Below are 15102 nucleotides of genomic sequence, written 5' to 3' on the forward strand. Positions count from 1 at the left end.
CATTATAGTTATAATCTCGAGATTGATCGGTGATCAAACTCTCCAATATAGTTCCTCGATATTTCCGAGTTTGATCGGGGATCAAACTCTCCACCAAGGGCTTAAGTTGAGTTGACTTGCTCATTCAAAGCTATCTGAGATCCTAAGATCTCATATAAAGCACTCACTCATTGTTCAGTTTTCAAAGGGCAAATCAATCAGTTGTACTTGTCATTTCTTGTCGCTTTGTTTAGCGGCGACTTTTTTAATATACCACATTCACCATCTGAGATGCAAGCTTTTTTTAAAACTTTTTTTCAAAGCTTTTTTGAAGCTCTTTTCCTCAGCGGCAGAAGGACAAGTCCTTCAAGCGGCGAGGTTTAATTTATCATAAGCTCAAGAGTAAAGTCAAGTGTCTGTCTCAAAAAAATTAATAAAGGAGCTCGGCATACGCCAAGCCCCTTCATGCACTACTCAATCATACCTACTTCAGGGCTGCTAGCAGACGCGTAACGCTTCTTCGGGATACGCCCTGCAAGGAAGCCCTTACGGCCCGCTTCTACGGCCAGCTTGAACGCTTCTGCCATCAATACTGGATCAGTTGCACCAGCAACAGCCGTGTTCAGCAGCACACCATCTGCGCCAAGCTCCATCGCAAGTGCAGCGTCCGCAGGTCCGCCAATGCCAGCATCCACAATAATCGGAACTTTAGCCTCTTCAATAATGAAACGCAAATTACCCGGATTCACAATACCTTGACCAGACCCGATCGGTGATGCGCCAGGCATAACGGCAGCTGCCCCCGCCTCTTGCAGCTTGCGAGCAAGGATTGGATCATCAGAGGTATACGGAAGCACGATAAAGCCTTCATCTACTAAGATTTTAGTCGCCTCCAGGGTGCCTATCGGATCTGGCAGCAAAGTTTTCGGATCGCCGATAACCTCGACCTTAATCATATCGCACAATCCGGACGCTTTCGCGAGTCGAGCGATACGCACTGCCTCCTCCACCGTATAAGCACCTGCCGTATTCGGGAGCAATGTGAACTTTTTCAGATCAAGACTTTCCAGAAAGTTCGGCGCATCCGGGTTGTCTATCGGCAGACGTCTGATCGCAAAGGTCAGTACCTCCGCCTCAGAAGCCCGAACAGCCCGCTCCTGAACGTCTAGCGCCGCAAACTTCCCTGTACCGAGCAGCAAGCGGGAACGAAATTCGTACGGTCCTATCTTTAATACTTCACTCATTGAGTATCGTCTCCTTAATAGATGTTGGATTCATTATGACCGTAGCAGAGCCTGACTCCTTAACCTCCGCCTACAAAATGTACAATTTCCAGCTGATCGCCATCCTGCAGCTGTGTCATTGCATAGTTCTGACGTTCAATAATGTTCCGATTGAGCTCGACGACTAATATTTTGTTCTCCAGCTTGAAATATGCGAGAAGCTCCTCGACCGTATGAACACCCTCTAGCTCACGCTTCTCTCCGTTAACGACTAGTGTCATAGCCATACCTCCTTCGCCCTGACATGAGAAACGAAGCCCGTCGCTCAAAAAAGCCAACCCGCTAGGAGTTGACTTCCTGAATGCACAGCCCCGTTCGAAAGCATCAGCACTCGTCCACTTCCCTACGCTGGCATGATCCAGTAGCATCCGAATGTCCATTCAGCAGCAATCGAATGCTTGTACAGGTTCCAAGGGTCAAAGAAACGCTTCTTTATCTCAGCTCCGCAATGTGGAGCACCCCTAGTGGTTATGAAATTGTAAATTGATTATATCATACTACCGCTTGTTTGACATCCTGGTATCTGAGCTCAAGGCTAGAAAGCTCCGGGTCAGCTGCCGCGATTACTTCTTTGGCCAATGTTTTTTTGACAAGCTTGTTCAGCAGGAGCGGCAGCTCATTACGCACATCTGTCAACTGAGGGCACTGCTGCAGCTCTTCCAGACTCCAAGCTTCACTTCGGCTGCCAAGCTGCTGAAGAAGCGGCTTGCAGCATGCGGCCATTTTGGACATAACAGAGAATTCGCAAGCAAGCAACACAAGCTCAACTCTCTGCTTCAGCGTCTCCTTGCTCAAAGTCAATTCCTCATACAGCTTATAGATGCCATGATTAATCTGCTTGACTTGACTCCATACGGTGACCTCCGGATGAAAGCCGGCTTCGATGATCGCAATGCGCGCCCAATGGTGCAGCGCCTCCAGAATATCATGGTAAGCATCGAGCAAATGCTCCTCTGACAAGTAATCCTTGCTGCGCATGTAGCAGCGCAAAAATCTGGAAAACTCGATAAGCAGCTTCTGATCCCGAATTTCTTCCGGAAACTCCAGCATACGATGACGAAGGCCTTCCAAGAATGTCTCCCGATCCAATAAAATCTCCCCTTTGAGAACCCAATAAATAAAGCTTCGCTCTACGCCATGAACAATTTGTTCCTCCAGAGCCTCCGGGGTGATCCAACGTTCTTGTATACGAAAGTTGTCTTTTATATAATGAACATGGTGCCGCTGTGCTTGTCCGTCCTGACGGGTGACGACGAGAAGCAAGCAATCGAAGCCATCGGTCACAGCCGAATACAACGAAGGCTTATGCACTGCCAATACGCTGACAATGGCATTGTGCTCTCGAATGACCTCCAAGCGCTGTTCGATGAAATTATGCATGATGGAAACGGCCTCCTGACGTTTGACAGTCAAGTCACTTTAGTCATGTTATATTTCTACAAACATCCGTCGTTTCCTGCAATATTTTCGCGATTTACTCAAACTTTTGGCGAAAGAAGTGAAAAAACGTGCTACTTAGATCGAGTAAGGCTAACGAGTTCCGTTTATGGGGATTATTGCTCACCATGTTCGGTATGGTGTTTATGATCGCAGGCTTGGCCGGGATTGTCTTCAAGTGGGGAGCGCTTGGACAAGTCATTGCCGCCTTCGGCATGGTCATCGGGGCCATTATGATGCTGGCGAGCATGGGCATTTATTTCGCAGCGGGCATGATGTCAACCAGCGCAACGGTCGTCGTATGTCCAGAGTGCGGGAAGGCGACCAAGATTATTGGCAAGACCGACCGCTGCATGTTCTGCAAAACGATCCTGTCGCTCGACCCTGCTCATGCGCCGCAAGCGAAGGAGCAAGCAGACGCTGACAAGGAAGTAGAACAAGCTTCAGACAGCAATAACGGCGATACGAGTAATAAGCCTACTTCCTGACAAAAAAGGCTTGCCCTCACTTATCTGTGAAGGCAGGCCTTTTGCATGTACAGCTTTCTACTGAAGCTCCTCCTGAATCCATCTCCATACTTCTGGCAGCTCGAAGCCTCTCCGCCACGAGGCCACCCCGGCTAGCCCATACTTATGCACAAGCTGAATGCGCGCTCGCACGCTGCGCTCATCCTCAATCCATATTTGGTGAGGCTTGCCGTTCTCCTCGTACTGGATATAGTTCTGACCTGTCTCCTCCGAATATACGGGATTCAGCTTATGCTCACGGATGATGCGCTGAGGCATCTCCATATAGACGGCCCGCGACTTCACCTGCCGCTTGCCGTCCTTCTCCTCCTCCGTCCATACACGAGTATAGAAGGGAACGCCCAGCACAAGCTTCTCCGGTGGGATGCGATCGTCCTTGAGCAGCCCCTGAATGGAAGCCTCCACCCAAGGAAGCGAAGCGACGGAGCCAGCCTTCGGACTGCTTGCCCAGTGCTCGTCATACGCCATCAGCATCATATAGTCGACGGATTCGATCAGCGCCTTACGGTCGTAGAACAACGACCACATCTCACTGTTCGAGCGGGGCGTCACATCAATCGAGACGACGAGTCCCTGCTCATGCAGAAGCGGAGTCAGCTCGCGTACGAATTGCACGAACGGCTGCTTGTCGGCGGTTCTCACATTTTCGAAATCGATATTAATACCATCAAGCCCATACATCTGTGCATACGATAGCAGCTGCTTCGTCATCTTCATTCGCGTATCATACGTGGCAAGCGCCTTACTTGTTCGATCCGGATCGAAGCCGTTGCTGAACAACGCCCATACGTGGTAGCCTTGCGCCTTCGCCCATTTCATATAGGATGCATCTGCCAGATTGCTTAAGCTGCCATCTCCGTCTTGAAGATGAAACCATGTCGGACTGATCACGTTCACTCCGGGCATTTCGCCAATTTTGGAGGTGTCCGGATTTTTCGTGACGACGTGCTCCCAGGTCATATTAATCTTCCCCGTAATCGGCTTCTTCGGCTTGAAGCTCGCCTCTGCCGCAGGCAACGGGATCGTCTCGATATCCGCAGATGTAAGCTCTTGCTTGTGCATATAGCCAATATGACCATTGGTCAGCTGGACGCGATGCCAGTCCCCTTGCTCGCCCCATACGATCAAGCGCTCTCCATGAGCGATCTCAGCAAGGATCGGTGACTTCATGGAAGGGTCGCGGCGCAGGATGACGGTCTTATCGTCATTGGGCGCTCCGTTACCCGCCGTATACCAGCGTATGCGCTCGCCCTGCTTGAACAGCAGCACAGCTCCTGTATCCGCCGATTCACGCAGCTCAATCCCGTACAAGCTCTTCAGCGGCTCAATAGGTACATACAGCTTCTCGCCCGCCTTCTCAAGCGGAAACTTGAGCGTAAATGGCTTCTCGTTGATCCATCCTGTCAGCTCGCTCGTCCGCAACCGAACGACCTTGTTCTGTGTCGTAATGATCGTCGACTCCGTCTTCGGCTCATAAGCAATAGCGGGGTCGATCTGCTCCCGAACGAGGTCGAAGGTCAGCTTCAACGTCTCCCCCGTGCCGCTCGCGGCATCCTTCAGCATGGAGCCTTGATAGAACACTGGCTTCGGATTGCCGTGAAAATGCGGCGTCTCACGCTCCCAGCTCGGCATAAGGACTATGACATAGTAGATCCCCCACGCAATCGCAACAAGCAAGGTCAAGCCTGCAAGTGCCACTGCTCGCTTGCGGCGTCTTGCCCTAAGCTGCTTCCGTTCATTCGATTCCTGTAGCATATGTTCACTCCTGATAACGATAATCTATGACGTCGGCTGATAGACTGTAAATAAATAGACGTGTCCAGCTTGCCCCAAGGCCCCGCATGTACACGTCCATTATACGTTAACTCTATAAGTTGATCATTCATACTTGCTGCAAGCTGCATTCCCCACATACGCCATATACCTCGATGCGATGACTCTTGACATGAAAGCCTGTCATCTTCTCAGCGGCATGCTCCAGATCATTCAGCGGCTTGTAAGCAAAATCGACCAGCTTGCCGCACTGCTCGCACAAAGCATGATAATGCTCGGACATATCGGCGTCGAAGCGGCTGGAATGATCGCCGTACGTCATTTCTCGCACAAGTCTCGCTTCAATAAACACCTTCAAATTATTGTATACGGTCGCGACACTCATGCTCGGAAATTGAGGTGAGAGCGCTTTATAAATATCGTCCGCTGTAGGATGTGCTCGTGTGCCGATCAGAAAGGAAAGAATCGCATGGCGTTGAGGGGTCATCCGAACTCCCATCGACTTCAGCTTGCTTAATGCTTGCTCCAATGTATTCATGATGCTCACCGTCCCGCCGTGAAAGCTGTAATGTCCAGTACACTCATCTCGCTTAGAAATACATATACACGCCTGGAAGGTACGAGCGCATATAGCTGTTTCGTACACCAGACGTGTATATTGTACTCGGTCGGTTTGAAAATTGTCAATCAGCCGCACGAACGGTTATCGAGCTGTTCGTATCGATCGCAAGTAGATACGCGCCCGTACCTACTGTGCCGCGCAGCGTTTTCTCGTGAATTGTAAGTGGCAGGTTAGTGTCCAGATCCCCGTATCCGCCTTCGCCCTCTACGCGGAAGCTGGCGTCTGCGGGAACCTCTAGGTCGATTCTACCATTCATCGTCTCGACGTCCCAATCTCCCCCAAGCTTAGTCGCTCGCACATTAACAGCGCCGTTCGCCGTCTCCACCTGGAGCCGATCCAGCTCGCCGTCAGCTGTCACGGCTCCGTTCACCGTTTCTGCCTTCAAGGAGCCTTGATGCCTGATGACCGCATGCTCACCATTCATCGATGACAGCTCTGCTGCTCCAATATGATCGATCAGCGTCAGCTTACCATTTACCGTCTCCAGCTTCACGGCACCCTTAGAGCGCGATACTTGGATTCGGCCATTCGTCGTAATTAGGGTGAGATCGCCCTCCATGCCCTGTGCGTCCAGCTCGCCGTTAGTCGTCTCCGCCTTCAGCTTCTGGACAAGAGGCAACCCGACAATGTCAATATCTCCGATCGCTTGGCTAATGTCCCAATTCAAGCGTTGTTGCTCCGGCACCGTAATGACGAGGTCCATTCGCGGCTTGCGCTTGCCCCAGAAGCCCGAGCCGTACTCCATCGGATTCGTGCGTATATCGAGCTGACTGCCCTTCACGCTGTGCTGCAGAGTCGAGGCTTCGGCAATCGATTGCGCTTCGGATTCGCTGCTCGTATCTACATATACGGTCAATTCAACCTGAAGTTGATCGACCTTCCCCGTCTTCAGCGACATGTACCCGCTCGTATTGTTAACAGTAACTGCTTGCACCCCTTGTGGCAATTCTATCGAAGTTGTGCCCTGTTCGAAACGATGCCCGCCTCCTGCACCGCCGCCTACAAGGCCAGCGAGCAGACTCCCGAGTCCCGACCGCTCATGCGATGCTGCAGCTGCGCCACGAGATTCCTCTGGCGAACTCGTCACGTGTACCGCCTCAAGCCGGTCCATCAAGCCAATGCTGTGCAGACTCATGATGGCTATCGCTGAAATAATGAGCGCGAGACACAGTCCCTTTATATCGAGACGAATCGAGCGTTCAGCTGCTTTATTCTTATGGTTGACATATACATATTCCAGACCGAGCATGATCAATAAGACGGGCCAGGCGCTCAGAAGCTGAACTGTCAGATCTGTGTCTGCCAGCCGGTCGGACAGCGCAGCTCCGCCAACGGTCACGAGCATTAGCGCCGCCGTATAGCGGCCTACCTTTTGCATCGCGAGCACCTCCTCATTATTTGCGGGACTCCCGCACGAACAGGAACAGCCCTAATCCGATCAATAGCAGCGCACCGAAGGTCGAGCCGAAGAAGGCGAACAGCTGCTCCAGCCACGCCGGCCTGCCGGCCGTAAGAAATATGAGAACGCCAGCGCCAATCAACATATAGCCGAGATTATTTCCCTTGCTCCATCGCTTGTAGAAGGGAGAAGTCGTCCGTTCCTCCGCAGCTCTGAAGCTTCCTTCCTTCTGGGGTCCCTCGCCTCGAGCGTCGAAATAGCCCCAGCCGTTCACCCGATCCGTCTGCTGCAGCGCATCAAAGATGTTGTAGAAGTACATCACCGGCAGCAGAAGCGAGAATAGCACGCTTAACGGGATGATTTCGCTAATGCCAAAAAACACGATCGCAAATATGTTGAGTACGAACAGCACCATGATGCCAAGTCCATGCTTCATCAAGCCGAGATATAGCTGACCGGTGCCTGGGAACAGGAAGGACAGCAGACCTGCCAGCCACTTGGACTTACGAGCTACAGGACGAAGATAAGGCTCATGCAGATACCTTCCCTTCTGCCCCCATCGTTCCATTCGTTCCCGCAAAAACTGGTCCTCCGCATCGTCCAGCTTGTGCTGCTTCACATTAAACTTCGATTCATCCTCCATCATCTTACCTCCCTCTAGGACAAAAATTGCCGCGATATCGTCTCGACCGCTTGCTGCAACTGCAGAGTGCCCACTTGTATGCCGTACTGCAGCCTTCCTTCGTTGAAGGAAGCAATTGCGCCAATCACGCCCGACGATATGAACAGATAGGTCGCTGTGATCGCTACAAAACCGTTCACGAGCTCCGGCCTTGCGTGTCGCTTCCTGCGGGTGCTAGTTGCTTGTGTGCGAGATGAGCGCTTAGTACTCTCAACTACAGCAGCCTCGTCCTCTCTCAGATGCTGCATAATCCGGTCCTCGAGCTGTTCAGGCGCCCTGACTATAGGAAGCTCATCCAGCATGAGCTCGACGTCGATTAATGCTGCAAGCCGTTCCTTGCATAGTCGGCACCCGTGCAGATGACGATGAATGCGCCACGCCTCAAGCTCTGGGTATTGGTTATTCATATAGTGCTGCAGCGCGTGATCGTTCGGATGCGTGTGTGTCATGAGAGCCCCCCTTCAGCCATTGGTCCTTCAGCATCGATTTCCCGCGATATAATCTCGTTTCAATCGTCTTTAACGGCAGCCCGGTTACATCGGATATTTCTTGATAAGACAGCTGCTTATAATGATACAAGTACAGGACGAGCCTATATTTGTCCGGCATGCCGGCTAGGAGCCGCTGCACCGATTCCCGTTCCTCCTGCTGAACGGCCTTCGCCTCCGGTTCCTCCCTGCGGTCACCGAACCATCCCTTCACCTTATCCAGTACAGCCTCGTACGGCTTACGCTTCTGCGAGCGGCGGTAATCGGTCACCAGGTTGACCGTGAGCCGGTACAGCCACGTCTTCAGCAGCGAGTCTCCACGGAATCGAGCCAGTGACCGAAACAGCTTGATGAACACTTCCTGCGTTAAATCCTCAGCAGTTTCCCGATGTTCGACCATACGGTATACGAGCGTATAGATGTAATCCTGATAGCGTTGAATCAGAATACGGTACGCCTGCTCATCACCCTCTTGAATGAGTTCGACGAGCTGCTCATCCGTCATGCCCTCCATCGGTTCACCGCCTTCCCAATTCAATGCTTAACAATGACTTAGACGACGAAGCAAGAGTTATCCCTTCATGATTCATTTTTTATCAGTAGCGTTGCATAAATCATGACATCTAAAATGGTGGAATATTCAGAAATTAGTTTTCAAATTCCAAGGGCCAAAAACTTACGGGGTACCCCTGAAACAGGCAGTTGCTGTCCATTTTGTAATATTCATCCTTTTCAAGTTGATGATTGGTTTTTTTCGACTTAGGCGACTTACTGGTCTTTCTGTTTCTTCTGTCGCCCTCTCGAAGTTCGACTTGGTTTTCGCTCTACTGCTGCGACCATCCTCAGCCACGGTTGCCACATGAGTTCTTTCAAAGCCTCAATGAGTTCCGTTAACGTTCGACTCGTTCCCAGTTCTACCTTCATAAGCAGCAGCAAGCAGTATGCAATTAAACAGATCCAAATCTGATTCATCACTGCGTTCTCGCTGTCACCGTAAAAACAGGTTAGCTTCAGGTTCTGCTTGACCCACCGGAAGAACATCTCGATCTGCCAGCGGCTACGATACAGGTCACCAAGCTCTTCTGCCGTCAGGTCGAACCGATTCGTAATGATACGGACCTCATTACCGCGACCGTCTGTGGTGACGATCATACGAAGGGGGTGCTGCATGCGCTTGTGAGCTTTGCCTAGCACGACTTTGACATCGCGGATGATGTCTGAATCTGTGTTCACCGAAAGTTCTTCCACTTCTTCGACAACAGCATTGTCCTTTAATCGTGATACGAATCGAATGCCACGCTCGCAGTAACTGTCGTATTTGCCGTAGTCCAGATACCCGCGGTCCATCAGATACGTGACGTCCGACTCATCGATCAGGACGTCCATTTGGCTGCGGTCTGCGGGCCTTGCAGGCGTAACCACTGCCTTATCCGGATAAACATGGTCGGGGTCAGCAAATGCCACTCGCAGGTGCAGTTTCACGCCTGCTTTCGTTTTTCGGAAAGTCGCCCATTTATACCGCTGTAGGCAAACGCTGATCGTAGAAGAGTCTATAATCTTGACCGTTCCGATGCGCCCTGATACCGGCCTAGCATCTCGATGCAACTGTGTAATGAGATTACAAAGGATGGCTTGAAGTACTTCTGGGTCCAGTTGATTATTTTTACGGGACAACTGGGATGCGCTGATCGAAGCAATGCCGAGTTGCTTTTGAAATTCCTCGTCGTGCTCCAGCTTTCGCATGATGGAACGAAGACCCTTTCGCTTCTCTAACTGTGCTTCGATGAAGATGTACAGAAAGACTAAGGTGTCGAGCTTTTTCACATAACGGTCGAGCGTAGTCGTGCTTTGCCAATTCGGGATGATGTTTGGATTTATTGGTGCAACCCATTTACCAAATGCAGAAAATAGTGTATCCTTGTCCATGCGTATCTCCTAAGTTAGGGATTTGGACAGGGCTACCTGTTACCCTAATTTTAGGAGTTTTTTGTTGCAGAGGACGACCTATTTATTACAATAATAGCACAATTTGTCCAAGCTGTTCGCGTGTTAGTTTTTATGCAACGCTACTGATTTTTTATGTGATAAAAAAAGCTACTCCATACTAATCGACCGAACCCCTTCAATGTTGAGTAATTGTTCGATCGCCGCAGCAACCTTCATTTCCTTGGATAGCCGCAGCGTTAGCGTAATACGCAGGCTGGCTTCGGACTTACCCTCCAGCTCCTCCACCGACCACTTCTGAATGTCGCAGCCTTGATCGTGTAGCACATGCGTCACACGCCCGACCAAACTTGGCACATCTGCTGTTTCCATAATCAGCTTACGAGAACGCTTGTTCGACATCAGTCGCTTCTCAACGGTGTGGAACACGAATAGGCTCATCAGCGCGAAGAAGCAAGCCAGCACGGCAGCATAGTAGAAGCCCGCTCCGATCGCAAGGCCGATGGCCGCTACGACCCAGAGCGAGGCTGCCGTCGTTAGGCCGGTAATCGTCTTGCCTGTGAACAGAATCGTCCCCGCTCCAAGAAAGCCAATTCCGCTAATGACCTGCGCAGCTAATCGGGCCGGATCCATACGAACATTGGGCAGCTCGGCAAAATCTGCAAAGCCATAGATGGACAGCAGCATGATCAGCGTTGCGCCGAGACAGACGAGCATATGTGTACGCAAGCCCGCCGCTCTGCTGCTATACTCCCGCTCGAAGCCAATCACGCCTCCGAGCAGAAGTGCCAGAGACAGGCGGAGCGTAATATGGTACGAATCAATAAACCACGGATCATTCATGGGGTGTCCCTCCTTCGTGCCGCCTAGCCTTCGATGCAGGAGCATTTGAGCTATATTGTAGCATGCTCAGGGCTGTCTGCTCCCGATTATCGCCGAAAAAAAACGAAAAATCCTTGCAGATGCTCACAAGGATTTCGTAAATCGCGTCAGAAAGATGCCTGGAGCCAGCTCCTGCTGCTCGACAGGCTCGAAGCCATGCTTCCGATACAAGCTGACCGCAGGCTCGTTGTAAGCTCCGGTGGACACAGATAACGTATCTCCGCTGCTCAGCATCGATCCGATCGTCTCGAGCAGTCGGCTCGCAATCCCTTGTCGGAAGAAATCGGGATGTACCATCATGCGTGTAATCGTACACGCTCTCCCGCTCAGCCTGTAGGCGATTGCCCCCACGAGACGCTCATCGTCCCAGTAGCCAAGGAATGCTTCGCCTGATTGCTGCAGCGTCAGCGGCGAATCGAGCAAGGGCGGTGGCTCCGTATACCGCATACGTTCAACCTCGATCCGGTACGCCAGCTGCTGCAGCTCGAGCAGCGGTAGCGTCTTATGTATATCATACAGATCTATTCGCTCAATGCTCATACGACTACCACTGCCTCCTGTATCGGCAAAACGCCGCTATAGCACCTAGGTAAGGCGCGTTATAGCGGCGTACTGCTTCATGCTATTCATATTCAATCAGGTTAACGATTAAGACGCTCAAGGATCAGCTTATTGACAAGACCCGGATTCGCCTTCCCTTTCGTTTCCTTCATAATTTGTCCGACAAGGAAGCCGACCGCCTTATCCTTACCGGCCTTGAAGTCGGCCACGGACTGCGGATTCGCTTCGACGATCTTATCGACGACAGCAGCGATCGCGCCTTCGTCGCTGATCTGAACGAGCCCCTGCTCCTCGACAATCGTTTGCGGCGCCTTGCCCGTCTCCAGCATCGACTTGAATACGGTCTTCGCAATCTTCGTGCTGATCGTGCCCTTCTCGATCAAGCCGATCATTTCGCCGAGGCCCTGTCCCGTTACCTTCACGTCGCTAAGCTCTAGGTTACCCGCGTTCAAGTAGCCGAGCAGATCGCCCATAATCCAGTTGGCAACCGCCTTGGCGTCGCTCGTGTACTTCAAGCTCTCCTCGAAGAAATCCGCGAGCTTCATCGAAGCGGTAATGACCTCCGCGTCATAGCTCGGCAAGCCGAATTGCTCGACGTAACGCGTCTTGCGCGCATCCGGAAGCTCCGGAATCGTCGCGCGGACGCGCTCCTTCCACTCCTCGTCGATCAGAGCGGATACGAGATCCGGGTCTGGGAAGTAGCGGTAGTCATGCGCCTGCTCCTTGCTGCGCATCGACAGCGTCTTCCCTTGCGACTCGTCCCAGCGGCGCGTCTCCTGAACGACCTTGCCGTCGCTGTCGAGTACGTCAGCCTGACGCCACTCCTCATACTCAAGTCCGCGCTGTACGCCGCGGAACGAGTTCATGTTCTTCAGCTCGGCCTTCGTGCCGAACTGCTCTTGTCCGTACGGACGCAGAGAGATGTTGGCGTCGCAGCGCAGCGAGCCCTCCTCCATCTTCACGTCCGATACGTCGCAATATTGCATGATCGCCCGCAGCTTCTCGAGGTACGCTCTTGCTTCCTCGGGAGAACGCAGGTCCGGCTCGGACACGATCTCGATTAACGGTGTACCGACACGGTTGAAATCAACGAGCGACGCGATGCCGCCATCGACGTGCGTTAGCTTCCCTGCATCCTCCTCGAGGTGGACACGGGTAATGCCGATCCGCTTCGTCTGCCCACCGACCTCAATCTCGATCCAGCCATGCTCGCCGACTGGCTTGTCATACTGCGAGATCTGATAAGCCTTCGGCGAATCGGGATAGAAATAATTTTTACGGTCGAACTTCGTCTCAGACGCGACCTGGCAATTCAGCGCCATCGACGCCTTCATCGCATATTCCAGCGCTTGCTTGTTCAATACAGGCAGCACGCCGGGATGACCGAGACAGATCGGACATGTATGGGTATTGGCCGGGGCACCGAAGGACGTGGAGCAGCCGCAAAAAATTTTGGACTTCGTATGAAGCTCTACGTGAACCTCTAGCCCGATGACCGTTTCGTATTTACTGGAAGTCGTTGTCAAGTGATCTCACTCCTTTCCTTACAGCTGCGGACGCTGCTTATGGAATTCCGTATGCTGCTCGTAGGCATGTGCTACGCGAAGCACGGTCGATTCGTCCAGCGCCTTGCCGATAATTTGCAGACCGACCGGCATGCCGTCCGCGAAGCCGCAAGGCACGCTGATTGCCGGAACACCTGCCAGGTTGACCGGAATGGTCAATATGTCGTTCAAATACATCGTCAACGGGTTGCTGACCTGCGAGCCGATGCGGAATGCTGTTGTCGGGGCCGTCGGTCCGATGACGACATCATATTTGTCAAATACATTCTCAAAATCTTGCTTGATCAGCGTACGCACCTTCTGCGCCTTCAAATAATAAGCGTCATAGTAGCCGGAGCTAAGCGCGTACGTGCCAAGCATAATGCGGCGCTTCACCTCGTCGCCAAAGCCGTTGCTGCGCGACTGCACGTACAGATCGAGCAGGTTCTTCGGGTTGTCCGCGCGGACACCGTAACGAACGCCGTCGAAGCGAGCGAGGTTCGAGGATGCCTCGGACGACGCGAGCAAGTAGTAGGTGGCAACCGCGTATTCGGAATGCGGCAACGACACCTCTTCGACGATGGCACCAAGTCCTTCGAGCACCTTCAGCGCCGTCTGGATCGCATCCTTCACCTTCGGGTCGATGCCTTGTCCCATATATTCCTTCGGAACGGCAATGCGAAGTCCCTTCACGTCGCCTGTCAGCGCGCTGATGTAGTCCGGCACGTCCACTTGCAGCGAGGTCGAATCGAGCGGATCGTGTCCTGCGATCGCCTGCAGTAGATAGGCACTGTCCTCGACGTTCTTCGTCAGCGGCCCGATCTGGTCGAGCGACGAAGCGAAGGCGACAAGGCCGAAGCGCGACACAAGACCGTACGTCGGCTTCAGACCGACGATGCCGCAGTACGAGGCCGGCTGGCGAATCGAGCCGCCGGTATCGGAGCCGAGCGAGAAGAACACCTCGCCAGCCGCTACCGCTGCAGCGGAGCCGCCGCTCGAGCCGCCCGGCACGTGCTCCAGATTCCACGGGTTGTAGGTTGGGTGGAAGCTGGAATTTTCGTTGGAGCCGCCCATCGCGAATTCGTCCATGTTCAGCTTGCCAATCGTAACCGTATCGGAGGCGTCGAGCTTCTTCATTACGGTAGCGTCATAGACTGGGTTGTAGTTGCTGAGGAACTGGCTCGCACATGTCGTCGTCAAGCCCTCGGTAACGATATTATCCTTAATGCCGATCGGCAAGCCAAAAAGAAGCCCGCGCGCATCCGCGGACCCAAGACGTTCATCGAGCGACTTCGCTCGAGCGGCCGCTCTCTCTTCATCCAGCTTCAGGAAAGCCTGCACCTTCCCATCGACCTCGGCGATTCGTCGGAACGATTCGTTCACGAGATCCGTTACCGTTAATTCCTTGGCATGCAGCTTGCTATGTACGTCCTGCAATCGTAAATTCAATAATGACAAGCGAGCGTCCTCCCTTCAATGTACGGTTAAGTTCAATCCGGTTATTCCAGTACTGCCGGCACCTTAATCTGTCCGTCCTCTTCATCAGGCGCATTCAGCATGACCTTCTCGATCGGCAGCGACGGTCTGACCGTATCCTCGCGCATCACATTCACGAGCGGAATTGCATGGCTCGTCGGCTGCACGTCATCCGTATTCAGCTCGTTCAGCTTCTCTGCATATTTCAAAATCGCATTCAGCTGCTCCGCGAACTTCTCCTTATCATGCTCACTCAGCTCAAGGCGAGCCAGTGCGGCTACATGCTCAACATCCTTGATCGTTATGCTCATTCTCAACACCTCGCTTCTTGGACAATCATTCCTATTATTATAGCTCAGTTAACAATTGAACTCAATTGCGGAGGCACTCTGGAACAGAAGCTGTTATAATCAAACTTGTGTATACAGAATACAGGTGAAAGGGTTGAATACGAATGAATTGCCCCCAATGTCAATACACAGCACCGATTCAGGATCAGGGACAT

General features: G+C 52.4%; 16 protein-coding genes and 1 rRNA gene (1 of these 17 only partly in view). 1 reads left to right on the top strand and 16 read right to left on the bottom strand.

The window, feature by feature from the left end:
* The 4 genes from PAE68_RS19180 to PAE68_RS19195 form a co-directional block, all read right to left on the bottom strand.
* A 16S ribosomal RNA gene (locus tag PAE68_RS19180) occupies positions 1–6 on the bottom strand (it extends 1527 nt beyond the left edge of the window).
* 443 nt (positions 7–449) lie between these two features.
* Complete coding sequence (locus tag PAE68_RS19185) at positions 450–1223, bottom strand: thiazole synthase (protein WP_281889626.1); 774 nt, start codon at positions 1221–1223, stop codon at positions 450–452.
* Between the two features lie 59 nt (positions 1224–1282).
* On the bottom strand, positions 1283–1483 hold the full coding sequence (thiS, locus tag PAE68_RS19190) for a sulfur carrier protein ThiS (RefSeq protein WP_281889628.1): 201 nt from the start codon (positions 1481–1483) through the stop codon (positions 1283–1285).
* Positions 1484–1754: 271 nt separating this feature from the next.
* Complete coding sequence (locus PAE68_RS19195; RefSeq protein WP_281889629.1) at positions 1755–2642, bottom strand: nucleotidyltransferase-like protein; 888 nt, start codon at positions 2640–2642, stop codon at positions 1755–1757.
* A gap of 128 nt (positions 2643–2770) precedes the next feature.
* On the opposite strand from PAE68_RS19195, the gene PAE68_RS19200 reads away from it, so the two are divergent.
* On the top strand, positions 2771–3187 hold the full coding sequence (locus PAE68_RS19200) for a DUF2614 family zinc ribbon-containing protein (protein WP_281889630.1): 417 nt from the start codon (positions 2771–2773) through the stop codon (positions 3185–3187).
* Between the two features lie 57 nt (positions 3188–3244).
* On the opposite strand, the gene PAE68_RS19205 is transcribed toward PAE68_RS19200, so the two are convergent.
* The 12 genes from PAE68_RS19205 to gatC form a co-directional block, all read right to left on the bottom strand.
* Positions 3245–4981: a glycosyl hydrolase family 18 protein gene (locus tag PAE68_RS19205; RefSeq protein ID WP_281889631.1), complete on the bottom strand. Its 1737-nt coding sequence runs from the start codon at positions 4979–4981 to the stop codon at positions 3245–3247.
* Between the two features lie 127 nt (positions 4982–5108).
* Positions 5109–5537, bottom strand: a complete 429-nt coding sequence (locus PAE68_RS19210) for a Fur family transcriptional regulator (protein WP_281889632.1) — start codon at positions 5535–5537, stop codon at positions 5109–5111.
* A gap of 145 nt (positions 5538–5682) precedes the next feature.
* Complete coding sequence (locus PAE68_RS19215) at positions 5683–6999, bottom strand: DUF4097 family beta strand repeat-containing protein (protein WP_281889633.1); 1317 nt, start codon at positions 6997–6999, stop codon at positions 5683–5685.
* 16 nt (positions 7000–7015) lie between these two features.
* Positions 7016–7663 (bottom strand): hypothetical protein, encoded by a 648-nt coding sequence (locus PAE68_RS19220; protein ID WP_281889634.1) that lies wholly within the window; start codon positions 7661–7663, stop codon positions 7016–7018.
* Positions 7664–7677: 14 nt separating this feature from the next.
* Positions 7678–8151, bottom strand: coding sequence for an anti-sigma factor (locus PAE68_RS19225; RefSeq protein WP_281889635.1), 474 nt, complete (start codon positions 8149–8151; stop codon positions 7678–7680).
* Positions 8102–8704: an RNA polymerase sigma factor gene (locus PAE68_RS19230; RefSeq protein ID WP_281889636.1), complete on the bottom strand. Its 603-nt coding sequence runs from the start codon at positions 8702–8704 to the stop codon at positions 8102–8104. The genes PAE68_RS19225 and PAE68_RS19230 overlap by 50 nt, the downstream gene beginning before the upstream one ends.
* A 254-nt stretch (positions 8705–8958) precedes the next feature.
* Positions 8959–10116 carry an IS4 family transposase gene (locus PAE68_RS19235; protein ID WP_281889637.1) on the bottom strand — a complete coding sequence of 386 codons (1158 nt, stop codon included), beginning with the start codon at positions 10114–10116 and terminating at the stop codon, positions 8959–8961.
* Positions 10117–10284: 168 nt separating this feature from the next.
* Positions 10285–10977, bottom strand: a complete 693-nt coding sequence (locus tag PAE68_RS19240) for an MgtC/SapB family protein (protein ID WP_281889638.1) — start codon at positions 10975–10977, stop codon at positions 10285–10287.
* A 123-nt stretch (positions 10978–11100) separates the two neighbouring features.
* On the bottom strand, positions 11101–11556 hold the full coding sequence (locus tag PAE68_RS19245) for a GNAT family N-acetyltransferase (RefSeq protein ID WP_281889639.1): 456 nt from the start codon (positions 11554–11556) through the stop codon (positions 11101–11103).
* A 101-nt stretch (positions 11557–11657) separates the two neighbouring features.
* Positions 11658–13103 carry an Asp-tRNA(Asn)/Glu-tRNA(Gln) amidotransferase subunit GatB gene (gene gatB / locus PAE68_RS19250; protein ID WP_281889640.1) on the bottom strand — a complete coding sequence of 482 codons (1446 nt, stop codon included), beginning with the start codon at positions 13101–13103 and terminating at the stop codon, positions 11658–11660.
* An 18-nt stretch (positions 13104–13121) separates the two neighbouring features.
* Positions 13122–14579 (bottom strand): Asp-tRNA(Asn)/Glu-tRNA(Gln) amidotransferase subunit GatA, encoded by a 1458-nt coding sequence (gatA, locus tag PAE68_RS19255; RefSeq protein WP_281889641.1) that lies wholly within the window; start codon positions 14577–14579, stop codon positions 13122–13124.
* Positions 14580–14620: 41 nt separating this feature from the next.
* The gene (gene gatC, locus PAE68_RS19260) at positions 14621–14908 is read right to left on the bottom strand and encodes an Asp-tRNA(Asn)/Glu-tRNA(Gln) amidotransferase subunit GatC (RefSeq protein ID WP_281889642.1); all 288 of its coding nucleotides are present in this window, start codon (positions 14906–14908) and stop codon (positions 14621–14623) included.
* Positions 14909–15102: the final 194 nt, after the last annotated feature.

The sequence above is a fragment of the Paenibacillus sp. YYML68 genome (assembly GCF_027923405.1).
Taxonomy (GTDB): Bacteria; Bacillota; Bacilli; order Paenibacillales; family NBRC-103111; genus Paenibacillus_G.

What these genes read in the sequence shown, in the direction of transcription:
- PAE68_RS19215 (WP_281889633.1), bottom strand. Translation starts at nt 6,999, where the DNA reads ATGCAAAAGGTAGGCCGCTATACGGCGGCGCTAATGCTCGTGACCGTT.
- gatC (WP_281889642.1), bottom strand. Translation starts at nt 14,908, where the DNA reads ATGAGCATAACGATCAAGGATGTTGAGCATGTAGCCGCACTGGCTCGC.
- PAE68_RS19225 (WP_281889635.1), bottom strand. Translation starts at nt 8,151, where the DNA reads ATGACACACACGCATCCGAACGATCACGCGCTGCAGCACTATATGAAT.
- PAE68_RS19195 (WP_281889629.1), bottom strand. Translation starts at nt 2,642, where the DNA reads ATGCATAATTTCATCGAACAGCGCTTGGAGGTCATTCGAGAGCACAAT.
- PAE68_RS19240 (WP_281889638.1), bottom strand. Translation starts at nt 10,977, where the DNA reads ATGAATGATCCGTGGTTTATTGATTCGTACCATATTACGCTCCGCCTG.
- PAE68_RS19230 (WP_281889636.1), bottom strand. Translation starts at nt 8,704, where the DNA reads ATGGAGGGCATGACGGATGAGCAGCTCGTCGAACTCATTCAAGAGGGT.
- PAE68_RS19210 (WP_281889632.1), bottom strand. Translation starts at nt 5,537, where the DNA reads ATGAATACATTGGAGCAAGCATTAAGCAAGCTGAAGTCGATGGGAGTT.
- PAE68_RS19220 (WP_281889634.1), bottom strand. Translation starts at nt 7,663, where the DNA reads ATGGAGGATGAATCGAAGTTTAATGTGAAGCAGCACAAGCTGGACGAT.
- PAE68_RS19185 (WP_281889626.1), bottom strand. Translation starts at nt 1,223, where the DNA reads ATGAGTGAAGTATTAAAGATAGGACCGTACGAATTTCGTTCCCGCTTG.
- thiS (WP_281889628.1), bottom strand. Translation starts at nt 1,483, where the DNA reads ATGACACTAGTCGTTAACGGAGAGAAGCGTGAGCTAGAGGGTGTTCAT.
- PAE68_RS19235 (WP_281889637.1), bottom strand. Translation starts at nt 10,116, where the DNA reads ATGGACAAGGATACACTATTTTCTGCATTTGGTAAATGGGTTGCACCA.
- PAE68_RS19245 (WP_281889639.1), bottom strand. Translation starts at nt 11,556, where the DNA reads ATGAGCATTGAGCGAATAGATCTGTATGATATACATAAGACGCTACCG.
- PAE68_RS19205 (WP_281889631.1), bottom strand. Translation starts at nt 4,981, where the DNA reads ATGCTACAGGAATCGAATGAACGGAAGCAGCTTAGGGCAAGACGCCGC.